Below are 22,294 nucleotides of genomic sequence, written 5' to 3' on the forward strand. Positions count from 1 at the left end.
CTTGTGGAAGCCCTGGCCAGATTCGGCTTCGAACTGGGTGTGCTCAAGCGGATCCGGCGGGCCGGCTGGTGGCAGGCGGGCGTCCGCGATCCCGAATCGGTGGCCGAGCACACCACGCGGGTCGCGCAGCTGGCCGGCCTCCTCGCGGCCGAGGGCGGCGCGGACCCGGCGAGGGCGGCGTATCTCGCGCTGTGGCACGACACGCAGGAGACGCGGACCGGCGATCTCCCGCACACGATCAAGGGTTTCGTCGAGAAGCCGGATCCGCGGGCGATCACCGCCGCTCAGACATCGGCCCTCCCCGGCGCCGCGCGTGACTCGGTGCGTGACGCCGTCGACGAGTACGAGTCCGCCGAAAGCCCCGAGGCGCTCTACGCGCGCGACGCGGACAAGCTCGAAATGTTGCTTCAGGCCGTCGAGTACCGCGACATCGGTGTACGGAACGTAGACGAATGGATCGCTTCGGCGACGAAGAGCCTCCAGACCGACCTCGCGCGGCGGGTGGCCGAAGCGGCGCTGACGTTGTCTTCGCTCTCATGGCGGGTGCGCTGAAAGGAATCGATACCCTGAGCCCGCGTGTATCGACCCCGGCACGCGTGCCTCGTGTGTCAGGCTTGACTCTGTGAAGGAACACCAGTGAACCGGCAGCCGTTGCGCCTCGCCATCATGGAAGCGACCCGCATCCTCACCGAGGCCGGAGTGGCGTCACCGCGTTCGGACGCGGAACTGATCGCCTCCCACGTCCTCGGTGTCGAACGCGGCCGCCTGCCGATGGTGCCGCTGGTGGACCCGCCCGTCATCGACGCGATCGGCCAGCTCGTGAACCAGCGGGCCAAACGGATCCCGCTGCAGTACCTCACCGGCTGGGCCGCGCTCGGCGACATCACGGTCAACGTCGGCGCCGGGGTGTTCGTCCCGCGCCCGGAGACCGAACTGCTCCTGGAATGGGGCCTCAAACTGCTGCACGGACGCGAGTACCCGGTGGTGGTCGACCTGTGCACCGGATCCGGCGCGCTGGCGCTGGCCGTGCAGCACGCGCGGCCGGACGCCGTCGTCTACGCCGTCGACATCGACGCGCAGGCGCTCGCGTGGGCCCGGCACAACGCCGACGTCCACGCCGACGCGGGGGACACGCCCATCCGGCTGTACTCCGGCGACGTGGCGGACAGCACGATGTTCGCCGAACTCGACGGGCTCGTCGACCTGGTCCTGTGCAACCCGCCGTACGTCCCGGAAGGCACGCCGGTGCCGGCCGAGGTCGCCGAGCACGACCCGCCGCGGGCGGTGTTCGCGGAGGAGAGCGGGCTGGCGGTGATCCGGCACGCGATCGCGGCCGCCGCGCGCCTGCTGCGGCCCACCGGCGGGATGGCGATCGAGCACGACGACACGCACGGTTCCGCCGTCCCGGCGCTCGTGCGGGCACGGCGGGTGCTCACGGACGTGCAGGGGCACCTCGACCTCGCCGGCCGGCCGCGTTTCGTCACCGCGTTGCGCGTCTCCTGACCCTCGCGTTTCGTCCTCTGGATGCGGTAGTTCGTGATGTGAACCACCGCATCCAGAGGACGAAACGCGGTAGGGCGTTCGGCGGATAGTTAGCGAGACTCACGACTTCCGGCGGTGCCCAGGGCAAAGCCCACCTCCTAACGTCGATCACGGCCGCCTCATCGGCGGTCCGACTGGGAGGTGTACCCCGATGCGATCGTCTCTCCGACGAGCCCCACTCAGAACACTCGCCGTCCTCGCCACCGTCGCGCTACTGCCGGGTCTGGTCGCCCAGCCCGCGTCCGCCGCGGCGCCGGTGCGAGGCTGGCCCGCCGCGATCGACGGGTCGACCTGGGAGAACCAGGACCACATGACGTGGGACGACTACCGCAAACCGCCCGGCACCAACTGGGCCGACCCGGCGCTGAAGCCGACCAAGCGGATGTTCAAGGGCGCCGTGGTGCTCGCGGACTACCCGGACCAGGAATTCGCCGTCACGCAGGCCCCGCGTTCGACGGTGTTCGGGAACCCGGGCCCCGCCGCGAGCAACATCCCCCGCGTGGAAGTCGCGAAGTTCTACCAGGACTTCCTCAACAAACCGCAGGCGCTCAACCAGGGCCACACGATCAACGAGTACTGGATGGAGGACTCCGGCGGCAGGCTGGGCGTCGAACTGACCGCGTTCGGCCCGTACCGCCTGCCCGGCAAGTCCTTCGAATACGGCATGGAGTTCCAGCCCGACGCGTGTCCGCCGGACGCGAACTGCAAACGTGACCTGCGCACCGACGCGGGCGCCGCCTGGCGGGCGGACGTCGGCGACGTCTCCAAGCAGTTCGATTTCGTCTTCTATCTCTCCGCCGGTCAGGACGAGAGCTCGACCTGGCAGGAATTCGGCGTGATGAAGTTCGGCGAGAAGGAGAACGTGCCCGACGAATTCGGGCCCGGTGTCGCCGGCATGCCGAACGCCGCGTCCACCCGCTACGTCCCGTGGACGTCGTGGAAATCCGCGGCGAGCATCTGGCCGAACGCGATCACCGGCTCCTCGACCCAGGCGGAAAGCTCGGGCCAGGGCGTCTACGCGCACGAATTCAGTCACATTCTCGGCATCGGCGACAACTACAACAATCCCTTCGGCAATCCGCCGTCCCGTACCTACACCGGGCCGTGGGAGATGATGTCGCGCGGCAGCTTCAACGGCCCCGGCGGACCGCACACCCGCTGGCAGATCCCGGCGACGCAGGGCGGCTCGATGGGCTCGCACCACATGCTGCGCACCAAGATGAAGCTCGACATCATCGACCCCGAAGACGTCCTGAAACTCGACCGGAACTCCCTCGCCAAGACCGGCCCGGTTTCGGCGAGGATCACGGCGCGTTCGGTCCTGCCGGGACAGGGTGCCTACAGCGGCATCAACATCGCGCTCACCGGCGGGGACCTTTCGCCGAAATGCGACCGCTCGAAGGATCCGTTCTGCGACGGCGGCGGCTACCACAATTACACCGTCGAGGTCGTCGACCGGATGGGCAGCGATTCCTTCGCCCCCGATTCCGGTGTCCTCATCGCGAAGACGAAGAACCAGGACAACGCGCCGTTCGAATGGATCGTCGACGCGAACCCGGCCGACATCGGCATGACCGACTACAAGAAGCCGGACGGCACCCCGGTGCCGATCCCGATCGGCGACTACCGCCAGCTGAACGACGCCGCGTTCAAGGCGGGCACCGGGTCCGCGAGCAAGTACGAGTACACCGACGAGGCGAACAGGCTGAAGTTCCTCGTCTCCGACATCGAGCGTGACCGCAAGGGCGTGCTGTCCTACGTCGTCACGGTGGCTTCGCTCGACGGCGCGGGCTCGCGGGCCAGGGGTGTTTCGCTGTGGCCGTCGGCCCCGGCGTTCGCCAAGCAGGGGCTCGCGACCTGCTCGTTCCCGGTGATCAACACGGGCGACGCGAAGGGCGCGGTGGCGCCGTACAACACCGACACCTATCGCCTGAGCGCGTCCACCAGCGCGAAGGGCTGGGAGGTGCGGCTGCCGAACGAGCTGTCCACCGTCCCGTTCGGCGGCCGGTCTTCGGCGACCGCGCACGCCAAGCGGGCCGCGGGCGGTGACCACGTCGCGCACATCAAGCTGACGGCGACGTCGATCGCGGACCCGGCGAAGACGGCGTCCGCAACCTGTACCGCTTTCGCCTTCTGACAGGAGGGGTCTCGTGAGTGGCAAGGACGGTTAGAACCGTCCTTGCCACTCACGAGAGATCGGGCAGGGCTACGCTCACTGGCCATGAGCGCGGTGTACGACTGCAGCAAGCGTGAAACGCGGGCCGACGGGCTCGCCGCGGCGGCGAGCGCGGTGCGCTCCAGCCGCCTCGTCGTCCTCCCGACCGACACGGTCTACGGCATCGGCGCGGACGCCTTCGACGGCGGTGCCGTCCAGTCCCTCCTGCGGGCCAAGCACCGCGGCCCGGACATGCCGGTCGGCGTCCTGGTCGGCTCCTGGTCCACTGTGGACGGACTCGTGCTCGGCACGCCCCCGCAGGCCCGCGCGCTCATCGAGGCCTTCTGGCCGGGCGACCTCTCGATCATCCTGCCGCACGCGCCGAGCCTGCAGTGGGATCTGGGCCAGTCACGCGGGACGGTGATGCTGCGCATGCCGCTGCACCCGGTCGCGCTGGAACTGCTGCGTGACGTCGGCCCGATGGCGGTCTCGAGCGCCAACGTCTCCGGCCGCCCGCCCGCCACCACCGCGCAGGAAGCCGTCGACCAGCTCGGTGACAGCGTCGCGGTGTACCTCGACGGCGGTTCGTCCGGCGAGCCCGTCCCGTCCACGATGGTCGATCTCACCGGCGACGACCCGGTCGTCCTGCGGGAGGGCGCGGTCAGCCGGGCCGCCGTCGCGGAAGTACTGGGTGTGCCCGCGGAGTCACTCGCCTGATTCACCGGGTGTCAGTACCGTTCGCCGCCGTATCCCCCTGGCGCGGTAGCGTGTTCGAGTGACTTGGACCTCGGCGGCGTAACGCACCATGCCTCCTACGCAAGGCCTCCCGATCCGGGAGTACCTCCTCGTCGCCCTCACCGCGGCGGCCGTGACCTTCCTGCTCACCGGTGTCGTGCGCCGGGTCGCCATCCGGATCGGCGCGATCGCCAACCCGCGGGCCCGCGACGTCCACGTCACCCCGATCCCGCGTATGGGCGGGATCGGCATCTTCCTCGGTGTCGCCGCCGCGATGGGGCTCGCGCACCAGCTGCCCGCGCTGAGCCGCGGCTTCGACTTCTCCTTCGACTCGCTGGGCGTGCTGCTCGCCGCGGGCGTGATCTCCCTGATCGGCGCGCTCGACGACCGGTTCGAGCTGGACGCCTGGACGAAGCTGGCGGGCCAGGTCATGTGCGCCGGGATCCTGGTGATCTTCGGCGTGCAGTGGGTGTCGTTCTGGGTGCCGTGGGGCGGCGGTGGCGAGTCCTTCGGGCAGGTCCTGGTGCTGGACAAGAACCAGGGCGCGCTGCTGACCGTCGTGCTGGTGGTCGTCATGGTCAACGCGATGAACTTCGTCGACGGTCTCGACGGCCTCGCCGGCGGCCTCGGCTTCATCGCCGCCGCGGCGACCTGTTCCTTCTCGCTCGGCCTGCTCGACTCCTCGGGCGGGGACGTCGGCGCGTACCCGCCGGCTCTCATCGCCGCCACGCTCGCCGGGGCCTGTCTCGGCTTCCTGCCGTACAACTTCCAGCCCGCGAAGATCTTCATGGGCGATTCGGGCTCGATGATGATCGGGCTCATGCTGGCGGGCGCGACGACGTCCGCGTCGGGCCGCGTGCCGTATCCGCAGTTCAGCGGCAAGGACGCGCTCGCGCTGCTCTCGCCGCTCGTCGTGGTCGCCGCGGTGCTGTTCGTGCCGCTGCTCGACCTGATCATGGCGGTCGTCCGCCGCACCCGCCGCGGCGAGAGCCCGTTCGCGGCGGACAAGATGCACCTGCACCACCGCCTGCTGGAGATCGGGCACTCGCAGCGCCGCGCGGTGCTGCTCATCTACTTGTGGGCGGGGCTGCTCGCGTTCGGCGCCGTTTCGGTGACGCTCTTCGACAGCGTCGCGGTCTTCTGGATCGTCGGATTCGGCTTCCTGCTGGCGACCCTGGTGTCGATCGTGCCGAGACTGCGGTCCCGGAACCGGACCGCCTGAACCGCCCGCCTCGGCGCGGGCCTACACTGGCGGGCTGAGACGAGCAGGGAGTTTTCTGTGAGCGAGACCGAGAAGACCGTCGAGGCGGAGGAGAACCCCCACGCCAAGGTGGTTCTGCAGGCGGCCAACGCGATGATGAAGGCTTCCCTGAAGCTGGTTCCGCCGGCGGTGCTGATCTGCATCGTGGTCTTCACCATCCTCAATGGACTCCCGGGCCTGCTCGGCTCGGTCATCGGCGGCGTGCTCGCCATCGTGTCCGCGCTCGCGACGCTGGGCTTGATGCGCTTCAGCGCGGGCATGGACCCGATGTTCGTGATGGTGATCGCGCTCGGTGGTTACGTGCTCAAGGTCGTCGTCCTGTTCGCGGCGCTGAGCCTGCTCCGCGGAGTGACCTCGATCCACCCGATGGCGCTGGGCGTGACCATGATCGTCGCGATCCTCGTGGCCGCCGCGGTGGAGTTCGCGGCCTTCCGCAAGACCAAGATCCCGACGATCATCCCCGCCTCCCGCTGATTCCGGGACCGAGGTCCTGACCTGGGGCGGGACCTAGGTCCTCGGCCGATCGGGGGCAATGTAGTACGCCTGTACGGCCCGTCGGTACCCCCTGATATGGTCCGCGTATGGGCGGCGGCCTCGGCTGCCGGCTCCTGATGACGAACCCCGAACAGCAGTGTGGCGGCGGCGTTGAATCGTCCCTCATTACCCGCTGGTAGGCGTCTGTCTCCCGGGAGCACTGCATCGAGAATCCTCGTGTGCGGAACGTGAAACCGTGTTCAGCACATCGTGGGGTGGCCGCCTCCGACGGCCCGATACGTGTCGGGTACGTTAAGTCCAGATCGTGACGATTCCCCCGGCGGAGTGAACGCCGGCCGGGAGAACCGGAAGGAGCCCAGTGGGCGCGCTGGTACTAGCCGAGGGTGCGGAGTTCGCGCCGCCTGGTGTCAAAGACTTCAACCTGCCGCCGTTGTTCGGTTCCGGCTATTGGTTGAGCTTCACCAAGCCGATGCTGCTGGTGGTCATCTCCCTGATCATCATCGTCACCTACTTCATGGTGACGTCGCGCCGCCTCAAGGTCGTCCCCGGCAAGGGACAGTTCATCGCCGAAAGCATTTACAACTTCGGCCGCAACAACATCGCGCGTGAGCAGATCGGTTCGGCCGACTTCAAGCCGTTCATTCCGCTGATCCTGGGGTTGTTCAGCTTCATCCTGGTCAACAACCTCTTCGGGATCATCCCGTTCTTCCAGTTCCCGACGATGGCCCGATTCGGCTTCCCCGTCGCTCTCGCGTTCCTCGTTGTTTACCCGGTGTACCACTACGTCGGCATCAAGCGCCACGGCTTCGGTCACTACATGAAGAAGGAACTGGCGCCGCCCGGCATCCCCGGATTCGTTCTGCCGCTGTACTCCACCATCGAGTTCGCGCAGAAGTTCTTCATCGCGCCGGCCACCCTGGCCATCCGAGTCTTCGCGGCGATGTTCGCCGGGCACCTCATCATCATGGTCTTCACGCTCGGCGGGAGCTTCCTGCTGACCGAAGGTGAAGGCATCGTGAAGGTCGCGTCGCCGGTGGCGTTCCTGTTCGCCATCGCGATGACGTTCCTGGAGGCATTCATCCAGGTCCTGCAGGCATACATTTTCGCACTGCTGTCCGCAGGGTACATCGGCGCCGCGCTGGCGTCGGAGCACTGAGAAAACACCAAAAGCCCCCGATCCGCGTGAGTCGCGCGGACCGAGTTTGAAGGGAAACGCACGTGAGCAACATCGTTCTTGCGCAGGCTGCCGAGGCCGCTTCCAACATCAACCCGGGTCTCGCCGCCATCGGCTACGGCCTCGGCGCGATCGGCCCCGGTATCGGTGTGGGTCTGATCTTCGCCGCGGTCATCAACGGCACCGCCCGTCAGCCGGAGGCGCAGGGCAAGCTGCAGAGCATCGCCTTCTCGACCTTCGTGCTGACCGAGGTGCTGGCGCTGATCGGTATCGTTATCTACTTCCTCGCCTCCGTCGGCTGAGTTTTTCCTGGCTCATCTCGCTTAAGGAGACGTTGTGCTGAAGACCGAATTGGTGTTGGCCGCAGGAGACGCGCCCAACCCGATCGTGCCGCACGTTCCCGAGCTCATCCTCGGGTTCATCGCCTTCCTTCTGCTGCTGTTCGTTCTGAAGAAGTACGTCGTTCCCCGTTTCGAGGCGACCTACGAGGAGCGGACCAAGCTGATCGAAGGTGGCATCGAGCGGGCCGAAAAGGCTCAGGCCGAAGCCGAAGAAAACCTTGCGCAGTACAAGGCGCAGCTGGCGGAAGCCCGATCCGAGGCCGCGAAGATCCGCGACGACGCCCGGCTCGAAGCCGAGCAGATCAAGGCGGAACTGCGGGCCGAAGCGGAGGCCGAGTCCCAGCGCATCGTCGCCCAGGGGCAGGCTCAGCTGCAGGCCCAGAAGGCGCAGATCATCGCCGAGCTGCGCGCCGAACTCGGCCGTAACTCCGTCGAGCTGGCCAGCCGCATCGTCGGCGAGTCGCTCGCGGACGACGCGCGCCGTCACGGCACCGTGGACCGGTTCCTCGCCGAGCTGGAGACCGCTGGTGCCTCCAACGGAGCAGGAAAGTAGACCAGAATGACGCTGCATGCTGCGAGCCGTGAAGCGCTCGACCTCGCCGAGAAGCGTCTCGGCGAGGTTCTGGCCGCCGCGGGTACGGACCCGGCGACGGTCGGCGACGAGCTGCTTTCGGTCGTCGCCCTGCTGGACCGGGAGATCGGCCTGCGCCGGGCCGTCGCCGACGGTTCGGCCTCGTCCGAAGCCCGGATCGGCCTCGCCCGCGGGATCCTCGCGGGCAAGGTTTCCGAACCGGCCCTGCAGGTGCTCGACTCCGTGGCGGGCAGCCGCTGGTCGAGCCCGCGCGAACTGACCGACGGGCTCGAGGCCCTCGGCCGCTCGGCGCTGCTCACCAGTGCGGAGAAGTCCGGGAACATCGACGCTGTCGAAGACGAGCTGTTCCGGGTCAGTCGTATCGTCGCGGGTGAGCCGGAGCTCGAACGGGCACTGTCCGACCTGACCGCCCCCGCGGAGGCGAAGCGGACCCTGGTCCGCACCTTGTTCGCCGACAAGGTGGACGTGGTCACCAAGACCCTCGTCGAGCAGGTCGTCCTGCGCGCCAAGGGCCGTGGGGTCGGCAACGCCCTCGAAGAGCTGGTCCAGCTGGCCGCGGAACGCCGTGAGCGCTCGGTCGCCCGGGTGACCAGCGCGAGCGCGCTTTCCGACGAACAGCAGGCCCGGCTGAGCGAGAAGCTCAACGCCCTTTACGGGCGGCAGCTCGCGCTGCACGTCGAGGTCGACCCGTCACTCGGCGGCGGGCTCGTCGTCCGCGTCGGCGACGAGGTCATCGACGGCAGCACCGCGGGGCGCATCGACGCCCTGCGTCGCCGGCTGGCCGGCTGAACCCACAACAACGACTTTGCACACTGGCACGAACGAAGCGAGAGCGGGAACGAAATGGCGGAGCTGACGATCTCCTCGGATGAGATCCGTAGCGCGATCGAGAACTACGTCTCGAGTTACGCCCCGGACGTGAGCCGGGAAGAGGTTGGCGTCGTCGTCGACGCCGGTGACGGTATCGCCCACATCGAGGGTCTTCCCTCGGCGATGGCCAACGAGCTGCTCGAGTTCCCCGGCGGGGTCCTCGGCGTGGCGCTGAACCTGGACGCGCGCTCCATCGGTGCCGCGATCCTCGGTGACTTCGAGACCGTCGTCGAAGGTCAGGAAGTCAAGCGGACCGGTCAGGTCCTCTCGGTTCCGGTCGGCGAGGGCTACCTCGGCCGCGTCGTGAACCCGCTGGGCGCCCCGATCGACGGCCTCGGCGAGATCGAGACCACCGAGCGTCGCCCGCTGGAGGTCAAGGCCGCTTCGGTGGTCGAGCGCCAGCCGGTGTCGGAGCCGCTGCAGACCGGTATCACCGCGATCGACGCGATGACCCCGATCGGCCGTGGCCAGCGTCAGCTGATCATCGGTGACCGCAAGACCGGTAAGACGGCCGTCGCGGTGGACACGATCATCAACCAGAAGGCCAACTGGGAGACCGGCGACCCGAAGAAGCAGGTTCGCTGCATCTACGTCGCGGTCGGCCAGAAGGGCTCCACGATCGCCGCGGTCAAGAAGTCCCTCGAGGACGCCGGCGCGATGGAGTACACCACCATCGTCGCGGCCCCCGCGTCGGACTCCGCCGGCTTCAAGTGGATCGCGCCGTACACCGGCTCGGCCATCGGCCAGCACTGGATGTACGAGGGCAAGCACGTCCTCATCGTGTTCGACGACCTGACCAAGCAGGCCGACGCCTACCGCGCGATCTCGCTGCTGCTGCGTCGCCCGCCGGGCCGTGAAGCCTTCCCCGGCGACGTCTTCTACTTGCACTCCCGTCTCCTCGAGCGGTGCGCGAAGCTCTCGGACGAGCTGGGGGCGGGCTCGCTGACCGGTCTCCCGATCATCGAGACCAAGGCGAACGACGTGTCGGCCTACATCCCGACCAACGTCATCTCGATCACCGACGGTCAGTGCTTCTTCCAGTCGGACCTGTTCAACGCCGGTCAGCGCCCGGCCATCGACGTGGGTATCTCGGTCTCCCGCGTGGGTGGTGCCGCGCAGGTCAAGGCGATGAAGGACGTTTCGGGTTCGCTCCGTATCGACCTGTCGCAGTACCGCGAGCTGGAGGCCTTCGCGGCCTTCGCCTCGGACCTCGACGACGCGTCGAAGGCGCAGCTCGAGCGTGGTGCCCGGCTGTACGAGGTGCTCAAGCAGCCGCAGTACTCGCCGATCCCGGTCGAGGAGCAGGTCGTCACGGTGTACCTCGGCACGAACGGTCACTTCGACACCGTTCCGACCGAGGACGTGCGCCGCTTCCGCGACGAGTTCGTCGACTCCGCGCGTCGCAAGCACGGAGAGCTCCTCAAGGACATCCGCGAGTCGGGCAAGTTCTCCAAGGAGACCGCCGAAGGGCTGGTCGACGCGGTGAACGAGTTCAAGAAGGAGTTCACCACCTCCGAGGGCAAGAGCCTGGTCGAGGTCTCCGACGCGATGGACGCCGAGAAGGTCGGGCAGGAGACCGTCAAGGTCAACAAGCCCGCCCCGAAGAAGTGAGCTGATAGCTCATGGCCGCACAACTCCGAGAACTCCGGTCGCGTATCAAGGCGACCAAGTCCATCGGCAAGATCACCAAGGCGATGGAGCTCATCGCCACCGCGCGCATCACCAAGGCGCGGGCGAAGGTCGCGGCTTCCCGGCCGTACTCGGACGAGATCACGAACGTGCTCTCGGCCCTGGCCGGAGCCTCGGCGAACCTCGACCACCCGCTTCTGGTCGAGCGTCCGAACCCGAAGCGCGCGGCGGTCCTCGTGATCACCAGCGACAAGGGTCAGTGCGGTGGGTACAACTCCAACGTGCTGAAGGCGACCGAGGAGCTCCTCACGCTGCTGCGTGAGCAGGGCAAGGAGCCGGTGGTCTACGTGACCGGCAACAAGGGCCTGAGCTTCTACCGCTTCCGTGGCCGCGACGTGGCCGAAAGCTGGACGGGCTTCTCCGACCAGCCCGGTTACGTCAACGCCGCGGAGGCCGGTGAGCTCATCGTCGAGTCGTTCCTGAACGGCGCCGACGACGAGTCGGGCAACGCCGACGGCATCCTGGGTGTCGACGAGATCCACGTCGTCTACACCGAGTTCGTCTCGATGCTCACCCAGCGTCCGGTCGCCAAGCGCGTCGCGCCGCTCGAGGTCGAGTACGTCGAGGGCGAAGAGGAGAAGCCGGAAAGCCTGCTCCCGAGCTACGAGTTCGAGCCCAGCGCCGAGAAGCTGCTCGCCGCGTTGCTGCCGAAGTACATCAACACGCGGATCTTCGCGGCGATGCTCGAGTCGGCGGCGTCTGAACTCGCGGCCCGCCGCACCGCGATGAAGGCGGCGTCGGACAACGCGAACGAACTGGTGAACACGCTGACGCGGGAGGCGAACCAGGCCCGCCAGGCGCAGATCACCCAGGAGATCTCCGAAATCGTCGGTGGGGCGAACGCTCTCACCGCAGCAGGAAGTGATGACTGATGACCAGTACTGAAGCCCGTGCCAAGGGGCGCATCGTCTCGGTGACCGGCCCGGTCGTCGACGTCGAATTCCCGCGCGGTTCCGTTCCCGACCAGTTCAACGCGCTCAAGGTCGAAATCGAGTTCGAGCAGCTGCGCAAGACGGTGACGCTCGAGGTCGCCAGCCACCTCGGCGACAACCTCGTCCGCACCATTTCGCTCCAGCCGCAGGACGGTCTCGTCCGTGGCGCCGAGGTCACCGACACCGGCGGCCCCATCACGGTCCCGGTCGGCGACAAGGTCAAGGGCCACGTCTACAACGCGCTCGGCGAGTGCCTGGACGAGCCCGGCTACGGCGACGACCTCGAGCGCTGGGGCATCCACCGCAACCCGCCGTCCTTCGACCAGCTCGAAGGCAAGACGGAGATGCTGGAGACCGGCCTCAAGGTCGTCGACCTGCTGACCCCGTACGTGCAGGGTGGCAAGATCGGCTTGTTCGGCGGTGCCGGCGTCGGCAAGACGGTGCTCATCAAGGAGATGATCACCCGTGTCGCCCGGAACTTCGGTGGTACCTCGGTGTTCGCCGGTGTCGGCGAGCGCACCCGTGAGGGCAACGACCTCTTCCTGGAGATGTCCGAGGACGGCGTCATCAACGACACCGCCCTCGTCTTCGGTCAGATGGACGAGCCGCCGGGCACCCGTATGCGGGTCGCGCTGTCCGCGCTGACCATGGCGGAGTACTTCCGCGATGTGCAGAACCAGGACGTGCTGCTCTTCATCGACAACATCTTCCGGTTCACCCAGGCCGGTTCCGAGGTGTCGACCCTGCTGGGCCGCATGCCTTCGGCCGTGGGTTACCAGCCGACGCTGGCCGACGAGATGGGTCAGCTCCAGGAGCGGATCACCTCGACCCGTGGTCGTTCGATCACCTCGATGCAGGCGATCTACGTCCCCGCGGACGACTACACCGACCCGGCCCCGGCGACGACGTTCGCCCACCTGGACGCCACCACGGAGCTTTCCCGTGGCGTGTTCCAGAAGGGCATCTTCCCGGCGGTGGACCCGCTGGCGTCGACGTCGACCATTCTCGACCCGGCCATCGTCGGTGAGGACCACTACCGCGTGGCCTCCGAGGTCATCCGGATCCTGCAGAAGTACAAGGAGCTGCAGGACATCATCGCGATCCTCGGTATGGACGAGCTGTCGGAAGAGGACAAGCTGACCGTTCAGCGCGCGCGCCGCATCGAGCGGTTCCTGTCGCAGAACATGCTGGTCGCCGAGGCCTTCACCGGTCAGCCGGGCTCGACCGTGCCGCTGTCGGAGACCATCGAGTCGTTCGACCGCATCACCAAGGGCGACTTCGACCACTACCCGGAGCAGGCGTTCCTGGGTATCGGTGGCCTCGAAGACCTCGAGAAGAAGTACAAGGAAATCACCAAGAAGTGATGTTCCGATGAGCGGCGGGATCAGTGTCTACTGTGGACGCTGGTCCCGCCGTTCGCTTACTGGGATCGTCGACTATTACACTCGGTGCCAGCACCTGAGGTGAAGGGAAGCTACGTGGCTGAGATTTCTGTCGAGCTGGTAGCCGTCGAGCGCCGTCTCTGGTCCGGTACCGCCACGTTCGTGGTGGCGCAGACCACCGAAGGCGAGATCGGCATCATGGCCGGTCACGAGCCGGTTCTGGGCCAGCTCGTCGAGGGTGGTGTCGTGAAGGTGACGACCACGGACGGCGAGACCGTGACCGCCGCGGTGCACGGCGGGTTCCTGTCGGTCACCGCGACCGGCGTGAGCATCCTCGCCGAGAGCGCGGAGCTTTCGGACGAGATCGACGTCGACGCGGCCAAGAAGGCGCTGAGCGGCGAAGACGAGCAAGAGCGGGCTAGGGCGACCGCCCAGCTTCGCGCGGCCGGTCAGTCAGTCTGACCGGGCGAAGGACAGGGGCCGGGCCGTGGAAATCGCCGTGGGTGTTCTCGGGGCCCTGACCGTCCTGGCCGTTCTCGCGGCCTGGTATTCGTTGCGGTGGGTCCGGATGCGCCGCGGTGGCGGCGTGAGCGTCGCGCTGCGGTGGCGTCCGGACGAGGCGCGGTCCAGCTGGCATCTGGGGCTGGGCCGCTACGAGGGCGAGAAGTTCGTCTGGTTCCGGGTGTGGAGCCTGCGGACGGGCCCGGATCGCGTGTTCGAGCGCGAAAGCATGGAGATCGCGGACCGGCGGGACCCCTCCGGCACGGAGGCGTACGCCGTCCCCGAAGGTTCGATCGTCCTGCGGTGCGAGTCCGCCAGGCAGGAGGCGATCGAGATCGCGATGGGTCCCGGCGCCCTCACCGGCTTCCTTTCCTGGCTGGAGTCGGCCCCACCGGGCCGCCGCCTCCCGCGCGCTTCCTGAGATACGCCTCCAATCACGCGAGTTACGCCTCCAAGCACGCGAGTTACGCCTCCAATCACGCGTGTCGTCCCTCTGATCACGCGAGTTCGCCGTTCCGGCACGCCGTATGCTCACGCCGTGACCATCGTCGACATCCCCGGTTCGAAGTCGATCACCGCCCGAGGCCTGTTCCTCGCGGCCGCCGCCCACGGGACGACCGTGCTGAGCAGGCCGCTGCGTTCGGACGACTCCGAGGGCTTCGCCGAGGGCCTCCTCAAGCTCGGCTATCAGGTTTCCCGCGCTTCCGGCGAGTGGACGATCGAGGGCAGGCCGGAGGGCCCCGCCGTCGACAGCGCCGACGTCTTCTGCCGTGACGGCGCCACCACCGCGCGCTTCCTGCCCGCACTGGCCGCCGCCGGGCACGGCACCTTCCGGTTCGACGCCTCCGAGCAGATGCGCGCCCGGCCGCTGGGGCCGCTCACCGACGCGTTGCTGGAGCTGGGCGTCGACCTGACCTTCGAAGGCTCGCCGGGCCACCATCCGCTGGTGGTGCGCGCCGCCGGGATCAAGGGCGGCGAACTGACGCTGGACGCGGGGCTGTCCTCGCAGTTCCTGACCGCGTTGCTGCTGGTCGGGCCCCTGACCGCCGAGGGCCTGCGGATCACCGTCACGGATCTCGTTTCGGTGCCCTACGTCGAGATCACCATCGCGATGATGCGGCGCTTCGGCGTCGAGGTCGTCCGTGACGGCGACACGTTCGTCGTGCCGCCGACGCCGTATCAGGCCTGCCGCTACGAGATCGAGCCCGACGCGTCGACGTCCAGCTACTTCTTCGCGGCGGCGGCGTTGACCGGTCGTTCGGTGACCGTGCCGGGGCTCGCCGAGGGCGCTCTGCAAGGGGATCTGGCCTTCGTCGAGGTCCTGCGGCAGATGGGCGCGGACGTCGAGGTCGGCCCGGACGCCGTGACCGTGACCGGGACGGGCGGGCTGCGCGGCGTCACGGTGAACATGCGCGACATCTCCGACACCGTGCCGACGCTCGCGGCCATCGCGCCGTTCGCGGACGGGCCGGTGCGGATCGAGGACGTCTACAACACGCGGATCAAGGAATGCGACCGGCTGGCGGCGTGCGAGGAGAACCTGCGCGCGATGGGCGTCTCGGTCGAGACCGGGCGGGACTGGATCGAGATCCGGCCTGGCACGCCGGCGGGGGCGCTCGTGAAGTGCCGCCGGGACCACCGGATCGCGATGGCGTTCAGCATCACGGGACTGCGGACGCCGGGGATCACGCTGGACGACCCCGGTTGCGTGAAGAAGACCTTCCCCGGCTTCCACGACGCCCTGGCTTCGCTTCGGGCTTCCTGGGGCCTCTGAAGCATTTAGTCCTCTGAATGCGGCATTTCTACCGGGCTTCGGACGTGATCCGCGTCTATTCTCGGTCCATGACTCAGAGCGAGGACACGAACCGCTGGAGCCACCTTCCCGAGCCCGTGTCCCTGGAGGACACGATCACGATGAAGGCGATCGACCCGGGCAAGGACGGCACGCCCGACGTCGACCTCGAGCGTTATTGGGCAGCACAGGAGCAGGGCCGATTGTGAGCTGACGGACGCTTTCGCCGCATCGGACGCGGTGAAAGCGTCCTTCAGTCCGCCCCGCCGGGCTGCCACAAGATGTCCCGTCCGGATTCGCCAGCCGCGACAGGATGAACAGCAGATCCGAGAGCCGGTTCAGGTATTTGATCGCCAGCTGGTTCGTCGTGGCCTGCTCGGCCTCGAACAGTGCCCAGCCGGACCGTTCGGCCCGCCGCGCGACCGTGCGGGCCTGATGCAGGAATGCCGCCCCCGGGGTGCCACCCGGCAGGATGAACGACGTCAGCTTCGGCACGCGCTCGTTGAACTCGTCGCACCAGCCTTCCAGCCGCTCGATGTACCGCTCGGTGATGCGCAGCGGCTCGTACGGCGGGTTCTCCACGATCGGCGCGCACAGATCCGCGCCGACGTCGAAGAGATCGTTCTGTACCGCACGCAGCACCTGCGTGATCTCCTCGGGAAGACCGCCCATCGCGAGCGCGAGCCCGATGACGGAGTTGGCTTCGTCGACGTCGGCGTACGCGCCCAGCCGTGGCGACGTCTTCGGCACGCGGGAGCCGTCGCCGAGCGCCGTGGTGCCGTTGTCGCCGACCTTCGTGTACACGCGGTTGATGCGAACGACCATGAAGCCGACTCTACCGGCCCGGCGTAAGGCAAATCCGGGCGAGAGGGCATGATTGGCGCCCATGAGCGAGCACTTCGACGTGCACGGCGGAGCACGGCTGGTCGGCGAGGTCGACGTGGTCGGGGCCAAGAACAGCGTGCTGAAACTGATGGCCGCGGCCCTGCTGGCCGAGGGTACGACGACCATCACGAACTGCCCCCAGATCCTGGACGTTCCCCTGATGGGCGACGTCCTGCGCAGTGTCGGCTGCGACGTCGTCATCGACGGTGACACCGCCAAGATCACCACCCCGGCCGAGCTGTCGCACCGGGCCGATTCGGCCGCGATGGGCAAGCTGCGCGCGTCGGTGTGCGTGCTGGGACCGCTGGTCGGACGGCTCAAGCAGGCCGTCGTGGCGCTGCCGGGCGGGGACGCCATCGGTTCGCGGCCGCTGGACATGCACCAGAACGGCCTGCGCAAGCTGGGTGCCACCAGCACCATCGAGCACGGCTGTGTCGTGGCGAAGGCCGACGGGCTGCGCGGCGCGCAGATCTGGCTGGACTTCCCGAGCGTCGGCGCCACCGAGAACATCCTGATGGCCGCCGTGCTCGCCGAGGGCACCACGGTCATCGACAACGCCGCGCGCGAGCCCGAGATCGTCGACATCTGCACGATGCTGACCGAGATGGGCGCGAAGGTCGAAGGCGCGGGCACCTCGACCCTGACCGTCGAGGGCGTCGAGAAGCTGCACCCCACCGAGCATCGCGTGATCGGCGACCGGATCGTCGGCGCGACCTGGGCGTTCGCCGCCGCGATGACCCGCGGCGACCTGACCGTCCGCGGCGTCAACCCGCACTACCTCGACCTGGTCCTCGACAAGCTCCGCCTGGCGGGCGCCGAGGTCGAGACGTTCGACGACAAGGGCTTCCGCATCGTCCAGAACGAGCGCCCGAAGGCCGTCGACTGGGTGACGCTGCCGTACCCCGGTTTCGCGACCGACCTGCAGCCGTTCGCGGTGGCGTTGTCGGCGGTTTCCGAAGGCACGTCGATGATCACGGAGAACATCTACGAGGCCCGGTTCCGGTTCATCGAAGAGATGATGCGGCTTTCCGGCGACGCGCGCACCGACGGGCACCACGCCGTCGTCCGCGGCGTGGAGAAGCTTTCGAGCGCTCCGGTGTGGGCGGCGGACATCCGTGCCGGCGCCGGGCTCGTGCTGGCCGGGCTCTGCGCGGACGGCGTCACCGAGGTCTGGGACGTCTTCCACATCGACCGCGGTTACCCGCATTTCGTCGAGAACCTGAACCGGCTCGGCGCCCGCATCGAACGCGTCGCGGGCGAACCCGAGCGGGCTTGAGCGAAGTTGCAGAGTTGCTGGTCGGCGCCGCTCCCAGAAGGGCGACCGACGTGAGGGGTGTGTGGATATAGGGACATTGAACGTCCCTATATCCACACACCCCTCACTAGCGGTAACACTTGCGCGCCGCCGGCCACAGCGAGCGACGTGACCGGCGACGTCCTGCGACTTTGCCGAGCCTCGGCGTTAAGCGCGATCAGGGCAGGGCGACGAATGGCGCGAGGAAGTCCCGCGACGTCGGCGAGTCCAGCCGGTAGGTGACGTTGGTGGCGTAGCAAGGGCCGTCACCGGTGATGGTCGTCGACACGAGGACGCGCTGACCGCCGATCGTGGCGAAGTTCGGCCCGCCGGAGTCGCCGTAGCAGGCGCCGCCGTTGCCCTGGGGCGCCGTCATCGCGAGCCGCACCCAGGTCTTGTTGAGCGCGTCGAAGGTGACGGGCGCCTTCATCCGGACGCCGCCGCCGGGATGCGTGTGCCCGCCCGGCCCGTTCACGGCTTCCTGCGTGCCGTAGCCCGCGACCACGAACGGCGTCGAGTTCAGTCCCTGCGGGCCGAGCTTGTCGAGCTGACCGGCGCTGGGCAGCTTCGCGGGGGTGAAGCTCCAGCGTGCGGCGACCTGCTTCGCGGGCAGCTGGACGACGGCGATGTCGTGCGAGTCGGCCGAGTTGCCGGGGTAGCCGGGCTCGTTGTGCGCGACGCCCTCGACGGCGACGGCCTTGGCGACCGCCGCCGGGTCGCCGGGGTACTTCTTCGCGGCCGCGTCGAGTCCCGCTTGCACGTCCTGGTCGAGCGAGACGAAGAACCGCACGTTGGCGGGCCAATCGGTGGTGCAGTGCGCGGCGGTGAGGAACGTGTCGGCGTCGATCATGGTGCCGGAGCACACCCAGTCGACCCGGTCGGGTGTGGCGGGGTCGCCGTCGTTGTCCCAGGTGGCGACGAGCGCGCCGACCTCGGTGCGCTCGGGCGCCGGGGTGGCGTTGTAGGAGTTGATCGCGGTCGCGGCGGTGGCGCCGCCCAGCAGCAGGGCGGCGGCCATCGCCGCGACGGTGGCGGCGGGGGTGAACCTCACGAACGGCCTCCTCGGCTAGATGCTTCTGGAGACGGGATTCAACGTGGTGGACGCGGGAAAGTCACCCGCCGAAAGTAGTCACGCGTTCCCGCGCCGCCGGGTTCCGGCGTAGAGCGCGGCACCGCCCGCGGCCAGCGCGCCCAGCCCGGTCAGCAATACGGGTTCGAGATCGAAACCGGTCTTGGCCAGTGCGGGCGAGCTCGCGACCGCGACGTCGGCGCGGGGCGTGGCGGCCGCGGCGACGGCCGCCACCGGCACGGCCGCGGGGCGGACGGCCTCGCGCGCGGTCCCCCGGGCGGGGGAGTCTCGACCGGCGGCTTCGTGGCGGGCGGCGTCCGGTCCGGCACGCAGGCGGTGTGCGCGGGGTTGCCGCGTCCGACGCCGTGGTTGCGGTCGCATTCGTAGCCCGCGTTCGCGTCGGAGCCTCCGGGCAGCTGCCCGGGCGGGTTCTTGTTGTCGGCCTTGCCGACGCAGCCGGCGCACGGCTTCCCGGCGGCTTCACCACCGCCGTTGCCGTTGGCCGACGGCGAACCGTCGCGTGTGGAGTCATAGGGCCCGTGCTTGTTGGCGCCGTGGCCGGAGAAATCCGCTTGGGACGGAGGCTGCGGTTTGGTGGTGTCCTTGGCGTGGCCGGGAGGAGCGCCGCCGTTGCCGCGCCCCTCGGCGTCGGCGGGGCCCGCGCCGAGGAGAAGGAGGGAGAAGGCGGCTCCGGCGATAACGCCGTAGGTCTTCTTGTTCATCGAAGCCTCCTAGAGGTCGCGCCATTGCGACAACTGGAGTATCGCGTAAACGACCGAAGGGGTTACTCCAGCACGAGCGCGGCACCGAAGCCGACGAGCGCGGTGCCGGTGACGCCGTCGAGCGCGCGGCGCACCTTGCGGCGTTCGAGCCAGGTCCGCACGCGGTGCACGAAGAACAGGAGCAGGAGCTGGGCGACGGTGCCCGCCGCGGCGATCGTGTACGCCAGCAGCAGCGCGTCCCCGGTGCCGGTGACGCCCGGGGTCAGGAACTGCGGCAGCACCGACAGGTACAGCACGAGCACCTTCGGGTTGGTGACGTTGGAGAGGAAACCCTCCCGCCAGCGGCGGAATCCGCTCCGCCGGGCGGCGGCGGTGTCGGCGAGCCCGCCGTAGTCGCCGCGGAAGGCGCCGATCAAGGCCCGGACGCCGAGGTAGCAGAGGTAGGCCGCACCCGCCCATTTCACGGCCTCGAACACCGGCCGTGAGTTCATGATGACCGCGCCGAGACCGAGCGCGGCCGCGGTCGCCTGCGCGAGGTTCGCGGCGGCGACGCCGAAGCAGGCCCAACCCCCGCCGCGGACACCGCCGGACAGCGCGTTCTTCAGCACCACCATGTTGTCCGGGCCGGGGACGAGCGCGAGCGCCAGCATCATCAGCGCGAAACCGCTGTACACACCCCAGGTCATGACTCGAACACCAAAGCCGCGCCGAAGCCGACGAGCGCGGTGCCGGTGACGCCGTCGAGCGCGCGGCGGACCTTGCGGCGTTCGAGCCAGGCCCGCACGCGGTGCACGAAGAACAGCAGCGTCAGCAGCCAGATCGCGCCCAGCACGGCGACCGTGTAGGCGAGCAGCAGCGCGTGCCACGCCGACGTCGTCACCGGGTCGAGGAACTGCGGCAGCACCGACAGGTACAGCACGAGCACCTTCGGGTTGGTGATGTTGGACAGGAAGCCCTCGCGGAAGCGGCGGAACCCGCTCGACCGCTGCTGCTTCACCGCGGTGACACCGGAATAGTCGCCCCGCCACGCGCCGCGCAGCGCCTGGAAGCCGAGGAAGACCAGATACGCGGCGCCGACCCATTTGAGCGTCACGAACACCGGCTGCGACTGCGCGATCACGACTCCGAGGCCGAGCGCGGCGGCGGTGCCCTGGACGGCGTTGGCCACGAAGATCCCGGCCGTCGTGAGGAACCCGCCGCGGGTGCCGCCGGACAGCGAGTTCTTGAGCATCACCATCGTGTCCGGCCCCGGCGCGAGGACGATCAGGACGACGATGACCAGATAGCTGCTGTACGAACTCCACGTCACGGTCACCCACGCTAGACGCCGGGCGCGGGGGAGTCTCGCGGATTTCGGTCACAGTCCACGGCGCGGTCAGGCTGCTCCGGCTCGTGAGTGGCAAGGACGGTTAGAACCGTCTTTGCCACTCACGAGGACCGCGGGCACCCGACGAACGGACACTCCTCGTGCGTGCCCCGGACGGGTAGTGTGCCGTGGCATGCATGAGGGGCAGATCGACCTCCTTCCAGGCGAACGGGTCATCTGGGCCGGGCAGCCGGTGCGCAGGCCCCTCTTCAATCCCGGCGACTACTTCAACGTCCCTGTCGGCCTGCTCTGGCTCGGCGTCGTCACGGCGTTCTTCGCGGGCAACCACGACACCGCGTTCCACACGGCCGCGTGGGTCGTGCTCACCGTCGCGGGCGTTCTGCATCTCGCCGGCAGGCCGCTGATCCGCTACCTCAGGCTCGCCTCGACCACGTACGCCGTGACGGACGGCCGGGTCATCGCGACCAGTTCGCTCGTCCGCCGCAAGGAGGAGTCCGCGGCGCTGGCCGGGCTGGCGGACCCCGTCGTCACCCCCGGGCCGGGCAAGACCGGGACGATCACCTTCGGCAGGCTCGGCGTGCTGGCGTGGGCTTCGGCGAACTTCGGCGCGGGTACCGGGAAGGACCGGAGGCCCCCGGTCATCCTGGTGGGCGTCAGCGACGTGGCGAAGGTCCGGGAGAAGCTGGCGAAAGCCGTCGAAGAGGCGCGAAACCGGAACCCTTAGCGGCCACAACACCTTCACAACATTTCCCGGTGGTGCCGGATGTGACTCTCTCCGCGTTGGCACGGATTCCCGACAGGAGAGAGAAATGCGCAAGCTTTGGAGCAGAAACCTCGCCCTGCTGGCCGCGGGCGGGCTGTTCGTCACCGTCGCCCCGGCGACGGCGGAGGCGGTGGAGCCGCCCAACTTCAGGATCGGTATCCAGCTGGCCGACAACGGCGGCCGGGGCGGATTCGGGGTCGAGCAGTTCACCGGGTTCGCCAATTTCGGCACCAGCGTGTCGCAGTGGGCCGGGGACAGCAACAACTTCGACCCGGACGGCGCCAGAATCGATCTCAACCCCGCGTTCGGTGGCGGCAGGCTGAACCAGATCGACTTCCGGATCGGCGGACAGGCCCGCGACGGCGGCAGGGAACTCGGCCCCGTCGCGTACACGCCTTGGGCGAGCCAGGGCGGTGGCACGACCGACCTGATCACCGACAGCAACTCCTTCGACCCGGACCAGTACCGGCTGTTCCTGGAGACGCGCCCGCTGCCGCCCGGCGTGCAGATCACCGACCTGCGCCTGTCCATCCTGGCCGTCGACCGCGGCGCGCCGGAGGGCGTGCCCGCCTTCACCCGCTGGGCCAGCCAGGGTGGGGGCCACAGTGGCTTCGCCCTGGACTCCGACGCCTTCGACCCGGACGGGTTCCGGATCGGGCTCGAAGTCGTCTGATCCCGGCGCTCGGGTCCCGTGCCGTCCACCGGGGCCCGGGCGCCTTCCAGCCGGGAAGAATGACCCGACTGTGTTCGATTCAACTGCGCATCGCATGTTA

24 protein-coding genes and 1 pseudogene are annotated in these 22,294 nt (G+C 68.5%); 20 read left to right on the forward strand and 5 right to left on the reverse strand.

Features of this window, described 5'->3' with window-relative positions:
• Positions 1-3: 3 nt before the first annotated feature.
• From MJQ72_RS16790 to MJQ72_RS16870, 17 genes are all read left to right on the forward strand, one after another.
• Positions 4-552: an HD family hydrolase gene (locus MJQ72_RS16790; RefSeq protein ID WP_016336863.1), complete on the forward strand. Its 549-nt coding sequence runs from the start codon at positions 4-6 to the stop codon at positions 550-552.
• A gap of 84 nt (positions 553-636) precedes the next feature.
• Positions 637-1,503, forward strand: coding sequence for a peptide chain release factor N(5)-glutamine methyltransferase (gene prmC / locus MJQ72_RS16795; protein ID WP_007028336.1), 867 nt, complete (start codon positions 637-639; stop codon positions 1,501-1,503).
• A gap of 190 nt (positions 1,504-1,693) precedes the next feature.
• A complete protein-coding gene (locus MJQ72_RS16800; protein WP_240600070.1) occupies positions 1,694-3,679 on the forward strand; it encodes a M6 family metalloprotease domain-containing protein in 1,986 nt (661 codons plus the stop codon).
• An 84-nt stretch (positions 3,680-3,763) separates the two neighbouring features.
• On the forward strand, positions 3,764-4,414 hold the full coding sequence (locus MJQ72_RS16805) for an L-threonylcarbamoyladenylate synthase (RefSeq protein WP_240600071.1): 651 nt from the start codon (positions 3,764-3,766) through the stop codon (positions 4,412-4,414).
• 88 nt (positions 4,415-4,502) lie between these two features.
• Positions 4,503-5,654 carry a glycosyltransferase family 4 protein gene (locus MJQ72_RS16810; protein WP_240600072.1) on the forward strand — a complete coding sequence of 384 codons (1,152 nt, stop codon included), beginning with the start codon at positions 4,503-4,505 and terminating at the stop codon, positions 5,652-5,654.
• Between the two features lie 57 nt (positions 5,655-5,711).
• A complete protein-coding gene (locus MJQ72_RS16815; RefSeq protein ID WP_016336858.1) occupies positions 5,712-6,167 on the forward strand; it encodes a hypothetical protein in 456 nt (151 codons plus the stop codon).
• A gap of 379 nt (positions 6,168-6,546) precedes the next feature.
• Complete coding sequence (gene atpB, locus MJQ72_RS16820) at positions 6,547-7,344, forward strand: F0F1 ATP synthase subunit A (protein ID WP_240600073.1); 798 nt, start codon at positions 6,547-6,549, stop codon at positions 7,342-7,344.
• Positions 7,345-7,406: 62 nt separating this feature from the next.
• A complete protein-coding gene (locus MJQ72_RS16825; RefSeq protein WP_016336856.1) occupies positions 7,407-7,664 on the forward strand; it encodes an F-type H+-transporting ATPase subunit c in 258 nt (85 codons plus the stop codon).
• A gap of 34 nt (positions 7,665-7,698) precedes the next feature.
• A complete protein-coding gene (locus MJQ72_RS16830) occupies positions 7,699-8,256 on the forward strand; it encodes a F0F1 ATP synthase subunit B (protein WP_016336855.1) in 558 nt (185 codons plus the stop codon).
• Positions 8,257-8,262: 6 nt separating this feature from the next.
• A complete protein-coding gene (locus MJQ72_RS16835; RefSeq protein WP_240600075.1) occupies positions 8,263-9,084 on the forward strand; it encodes a F0F1 ATP synthase subunit delta in 822 nt (273 codons plus the stop codon).
• A 54-nt stretch (positions 9,085-9,138) separates the two neighbouring features.
• The gene (atpA, locus tag MJQ72_RS16840; RefSeq protein WP_240600077.1) at positions 9,139-10,776 is read left to right on the forward strand and encodes a F0F1 ATP synthase subunit alpha; all 1,638 of its coding nucleotides are present in this window, start codon (positions 9,139-9,141) and stop codon (positions 10,774-10,776) included.
• A gap of 11 nt (positions 10,777-10,787) precedes the next feature.
• Positions 10,788-11,726 (forward strand): F0F1 ATP synthase subunit gamma, encoded by a 939-nt coding sequence (locus MJQ72_RS16845; protein WP_063277154.1) that lies wholly within the window; start codon positions 10,788-10,790, stop codon positions 11,724-11,726.
• Complete coding sequence (gene atpD, locus MJQ72_RS16850) at positions 11,726-13,150, forward strand: F0F1 ATP synthase subunit beta (protein WP_125673800.1); 1,425 nt, start codon at positions 11,726-11,728, stop codon at positions 13,148-13,150. Before MJQ72_RS16845 ends, atpD begins: the two co-directional genes overlap by 1 nt.
• A gap of 114 nt (positions 13,151-13,264) precedes the next feature.
• On the forward strand, positions 13,265-13,630 hold the full coding sequence (locus tag MJQ72_RS16855; protein ID WP_044852809.1) for a F0F1 ATP synthase subunit epsilon: 366 nt from the start codon (positions 13,265-13,267) through the stop codon (positions 13,628-13,630).
• Between the two features lie 25 nt (positions 13,631-13,655).
• Positions 13,656-14,090, forward strand: a complete 435-nt coding sequence (locus tag MJQ72_RS16860; protein WP_240600078.1) for a DUF2550 domain-containing protein — start codon at positions 13,656-13,658, stop codon at positions 14,088-14,090.
• Positions 14,091-14,207: 117 nt separating this feature from the next.
• Positions 14,208-15,443 (forward strand): 3-phosphoshikimate 1-carboxyvinyltransferase, encoded by a 1,236-nt coding sequence (aroA, locus tag MJQ72_RS16865; RefSeq protein ID WP_240600080.1) that lies wholly within the window; start codon positions 14,208-14,210, stop codon positions 15,441-15,443.
• Between the two features lie 68 nt (positions 15,444-15,511).
• Positions 15,512-15,670: a hypothetical protein gene (locus MJQ72_RS16870; protein WP_228688237.1), complete on the forward strand. Its 159-nt coding sequence runs from the start codon at positions 15,512-15,514 to the stop codon at positions 15,668-15,670.
• A 44-nt stretch (positions 15,671-15,714) separates the two neighbouring features.
• On the opposite strand, the pseudogene MJQ72_RS16875 reads toward MJQ72_RS16870, so the two are convergent.
• A pseudogene (locus MJQ72_RS16875) lies at positions 15,715-16,286 on the reverse strand (cob(I)yrinic acid a,c-diamide adenosyltransferase).
• A gap of 61 nt (positions 16,287-16,347) precedes the next feature.
• Between MJQ72_RS16875 and murA the strand changes: the two are divergent.
• On the forward strand, positions 16,348-17,622 hold the full coding sequence (gene murA, locus MJQ72_RS16880) for a UDP-N-acetylglucosamine 1-carboxyvinyltransferase (protein WP_016336846.1): 1,275 nt from the start codon (positions 16,348-16,350) through the stop codon (positions 17,620-17,622).
• Between the two features lie 196 nt (positions 17,623-17,818).
• Here the strand turns inward: murA and MJQ72_RS16885 are convergent, their stop codons facing one another.
• The 4 genes from MJQ72_RS16885 to MJQ72_RS16900 all read right to left on the reverse strand — a co-directional run bounded on the left by MJQ72_RS16885 (position 17,819) and on the right by MJQ72_RS16900 (position 20,740).
• Complete coding sequence (locus MJQ72_RS16885; protein WP_240600081.1) at positions 17,819-18,691, reverse strand: trypsin-like serine protease; 873 nt, start codon at positions 18,689-18,691, stop codon at positions 17,819-17,821.
• Between the two features lie 149 nt (positions 18,692-18,840).
• A complete protein-coding gene (locus MJQ72_RS16890; RefSeq protein ID WP_240600083.1) occupies positions 18,841-19,431 on the reverse strand; it encodes a hypothetical protein in 591 nt (196 codons plus the stop codon).
• 62 nt (positions 19,432-19,493) lie between these two features.
• Positions 19,494-20,117: a LysE family translocator gene (locus tag MJQ72_RS16895; RefSeq protein ID WP_240600085.1), complete on the reverse strand. Its 624-nt coding sequence runs from the start codon at positions 20,115-20,117 to the stop codon at positions 19,494-19,496.
• Positions 20,114-20,740 (reverse strand): LysE family translocator, encoded by a 627-nt coding sequence (locus MJQ72_RS16900; RefSeq protein ID WP_125689671.1) that lies wholly within the window; start codon positions 20,738-20,740, stop codon positions 20,114-20,116. Before MJQ72_RS16900 ends, MJQ72_RS16895 begins: the two co-directional genes overlap by 4 nt.
• Before the next feature lie 190 nt (positions 20,741-20,930).
• Here MJQ72_RS16900 and MJQ72_RS16905 point away from each other — a divergent pair, with 190 nt between their 5' ends.
• Positions 20,931-21,482: a hypothetical protein gene (locus MJQ72_RS16905; protein ID WP_240600086.1), complete on the forward strand. Its 552-nt coding sequence runs from the start codon at positions 20,931-20,933 to the stop codon at positions 21,480-21,482.
• An 85-nt stretch (positions 21,483-21,567) separates the two neighbouring features.
• Positions 21,568-22,194 (forward strand): hypothetical protein, encoded by a 627-nt coding sequence (locus MJQ72_RS16910; RefSeq protein WP_240600088.1) that lies wholly within the window; start codon positions 21,568-21,570, stop codon positions 22,192-22,194.
• The last annotated feature ends 100 nt before the right edge of the window (positions 22,195-22,294 follow it).

The organism is Amycolatopsis sp. EV170708-02-1, from assembly GCF_022479115.1.
Taxonomy (GTDB): Bacteria; Actinomycetota; Actinomycetes; order Mycobacteriales; family Pseudonocardiaceae; genus Amycolatopsis.

Bases quoted from the DNA above. Each gene is read 5' to 3' on its own strand.
- MJQ72_RS16800 (WP_240600070.1), top strand. From the start codon at position 1,694: ATGCGATCGTCTCTCCGACGAGCCCCACTCAGAACACTCGCCGTCCTC.
- MJQ72_RS16805 (WP_240600071.1), top strand. From the start codon at position 3,764: ATGAGCGCGGTGTACGACTGCAGCAAGCGTGAAACGCGGGCCGACGGG.
- MJQ72_RS16810 (WP_240600072.1), top strand. From the start codon at position 4,503: ATGCCTCCTACGCAAGGCCTCCCGATCCGGGAGTACCTCCTCGTCGCC.
- MJQ72_RS16835 (WP_240600075.1), top strand. From the start codon at position 8,263: ATGACGCTGCATGCTGCGAGCCGTGAAGCGCTCGACCTCGCCGAGAAG.
- atpA (WP_240600077.1), top strand. From the start codon at position 9,139: ATGGCGGAGCTGACGATCTCCTCGGATGAGATCCGTAGCGCGATCGAG.
- MJQ72_RS16845 (WP_063277154.1), top strand. From the start codon at position 10,788: ATGGCCGCACAACTCCGAGAACTCCGGTCGCGTATCAAGGCGACCAAG.
- atpD (WP_125673800.1), top strand. From the start codon at position 11,726: ATGACCAGTACTGAAGCCCGTGCCAAGGGGCGCATCGTCTCGGTGACC.
- MJQ72_RS16870 (WP_228688237.1), top strand. From the start codon at position 15,512: ATGACTCAGAGCGAGGACACGAACCGCTGGAGCCACCTTCCCGAGCCC.
- murA (WP_016336846.1), top strand. From the start codon at position 16,348: ATGAGCGAGCACTTCGACGTGCACGGCGGAGCACGGCTGGTCGGCGAG.
- MJQ72_RS16890 (WP_240600083.1), bottom strand. From the start codon at position 19,431: ATGAACAAGAAGACCTACGGCGTTATCGCCGGAGCCGCCTTCTCCCTC.
- MJQ72_RS16895 (WP_240600085.1), bottom strand. From the start codon at position 20,117: ATGACCTGGGGTGTGTACAGCGGTTTCGCGCTGATGATGCTGGCGCTC.
- MJQ72_RS16905 (WP_240600086.1), top strand. From the start codon at position 20,931: ATGCATGAGGGGCAGATCGACCTCCTTCCAGGCGAACGGGTCATCTGG.
- MJQ72_RS16910 (WP_240600088.1), top strand. From the start codon at position 21,568: ATGCGCAAGCTTTGGAGCAGAAACCTCGCCCTGCTGGCCGCGGGCGGG.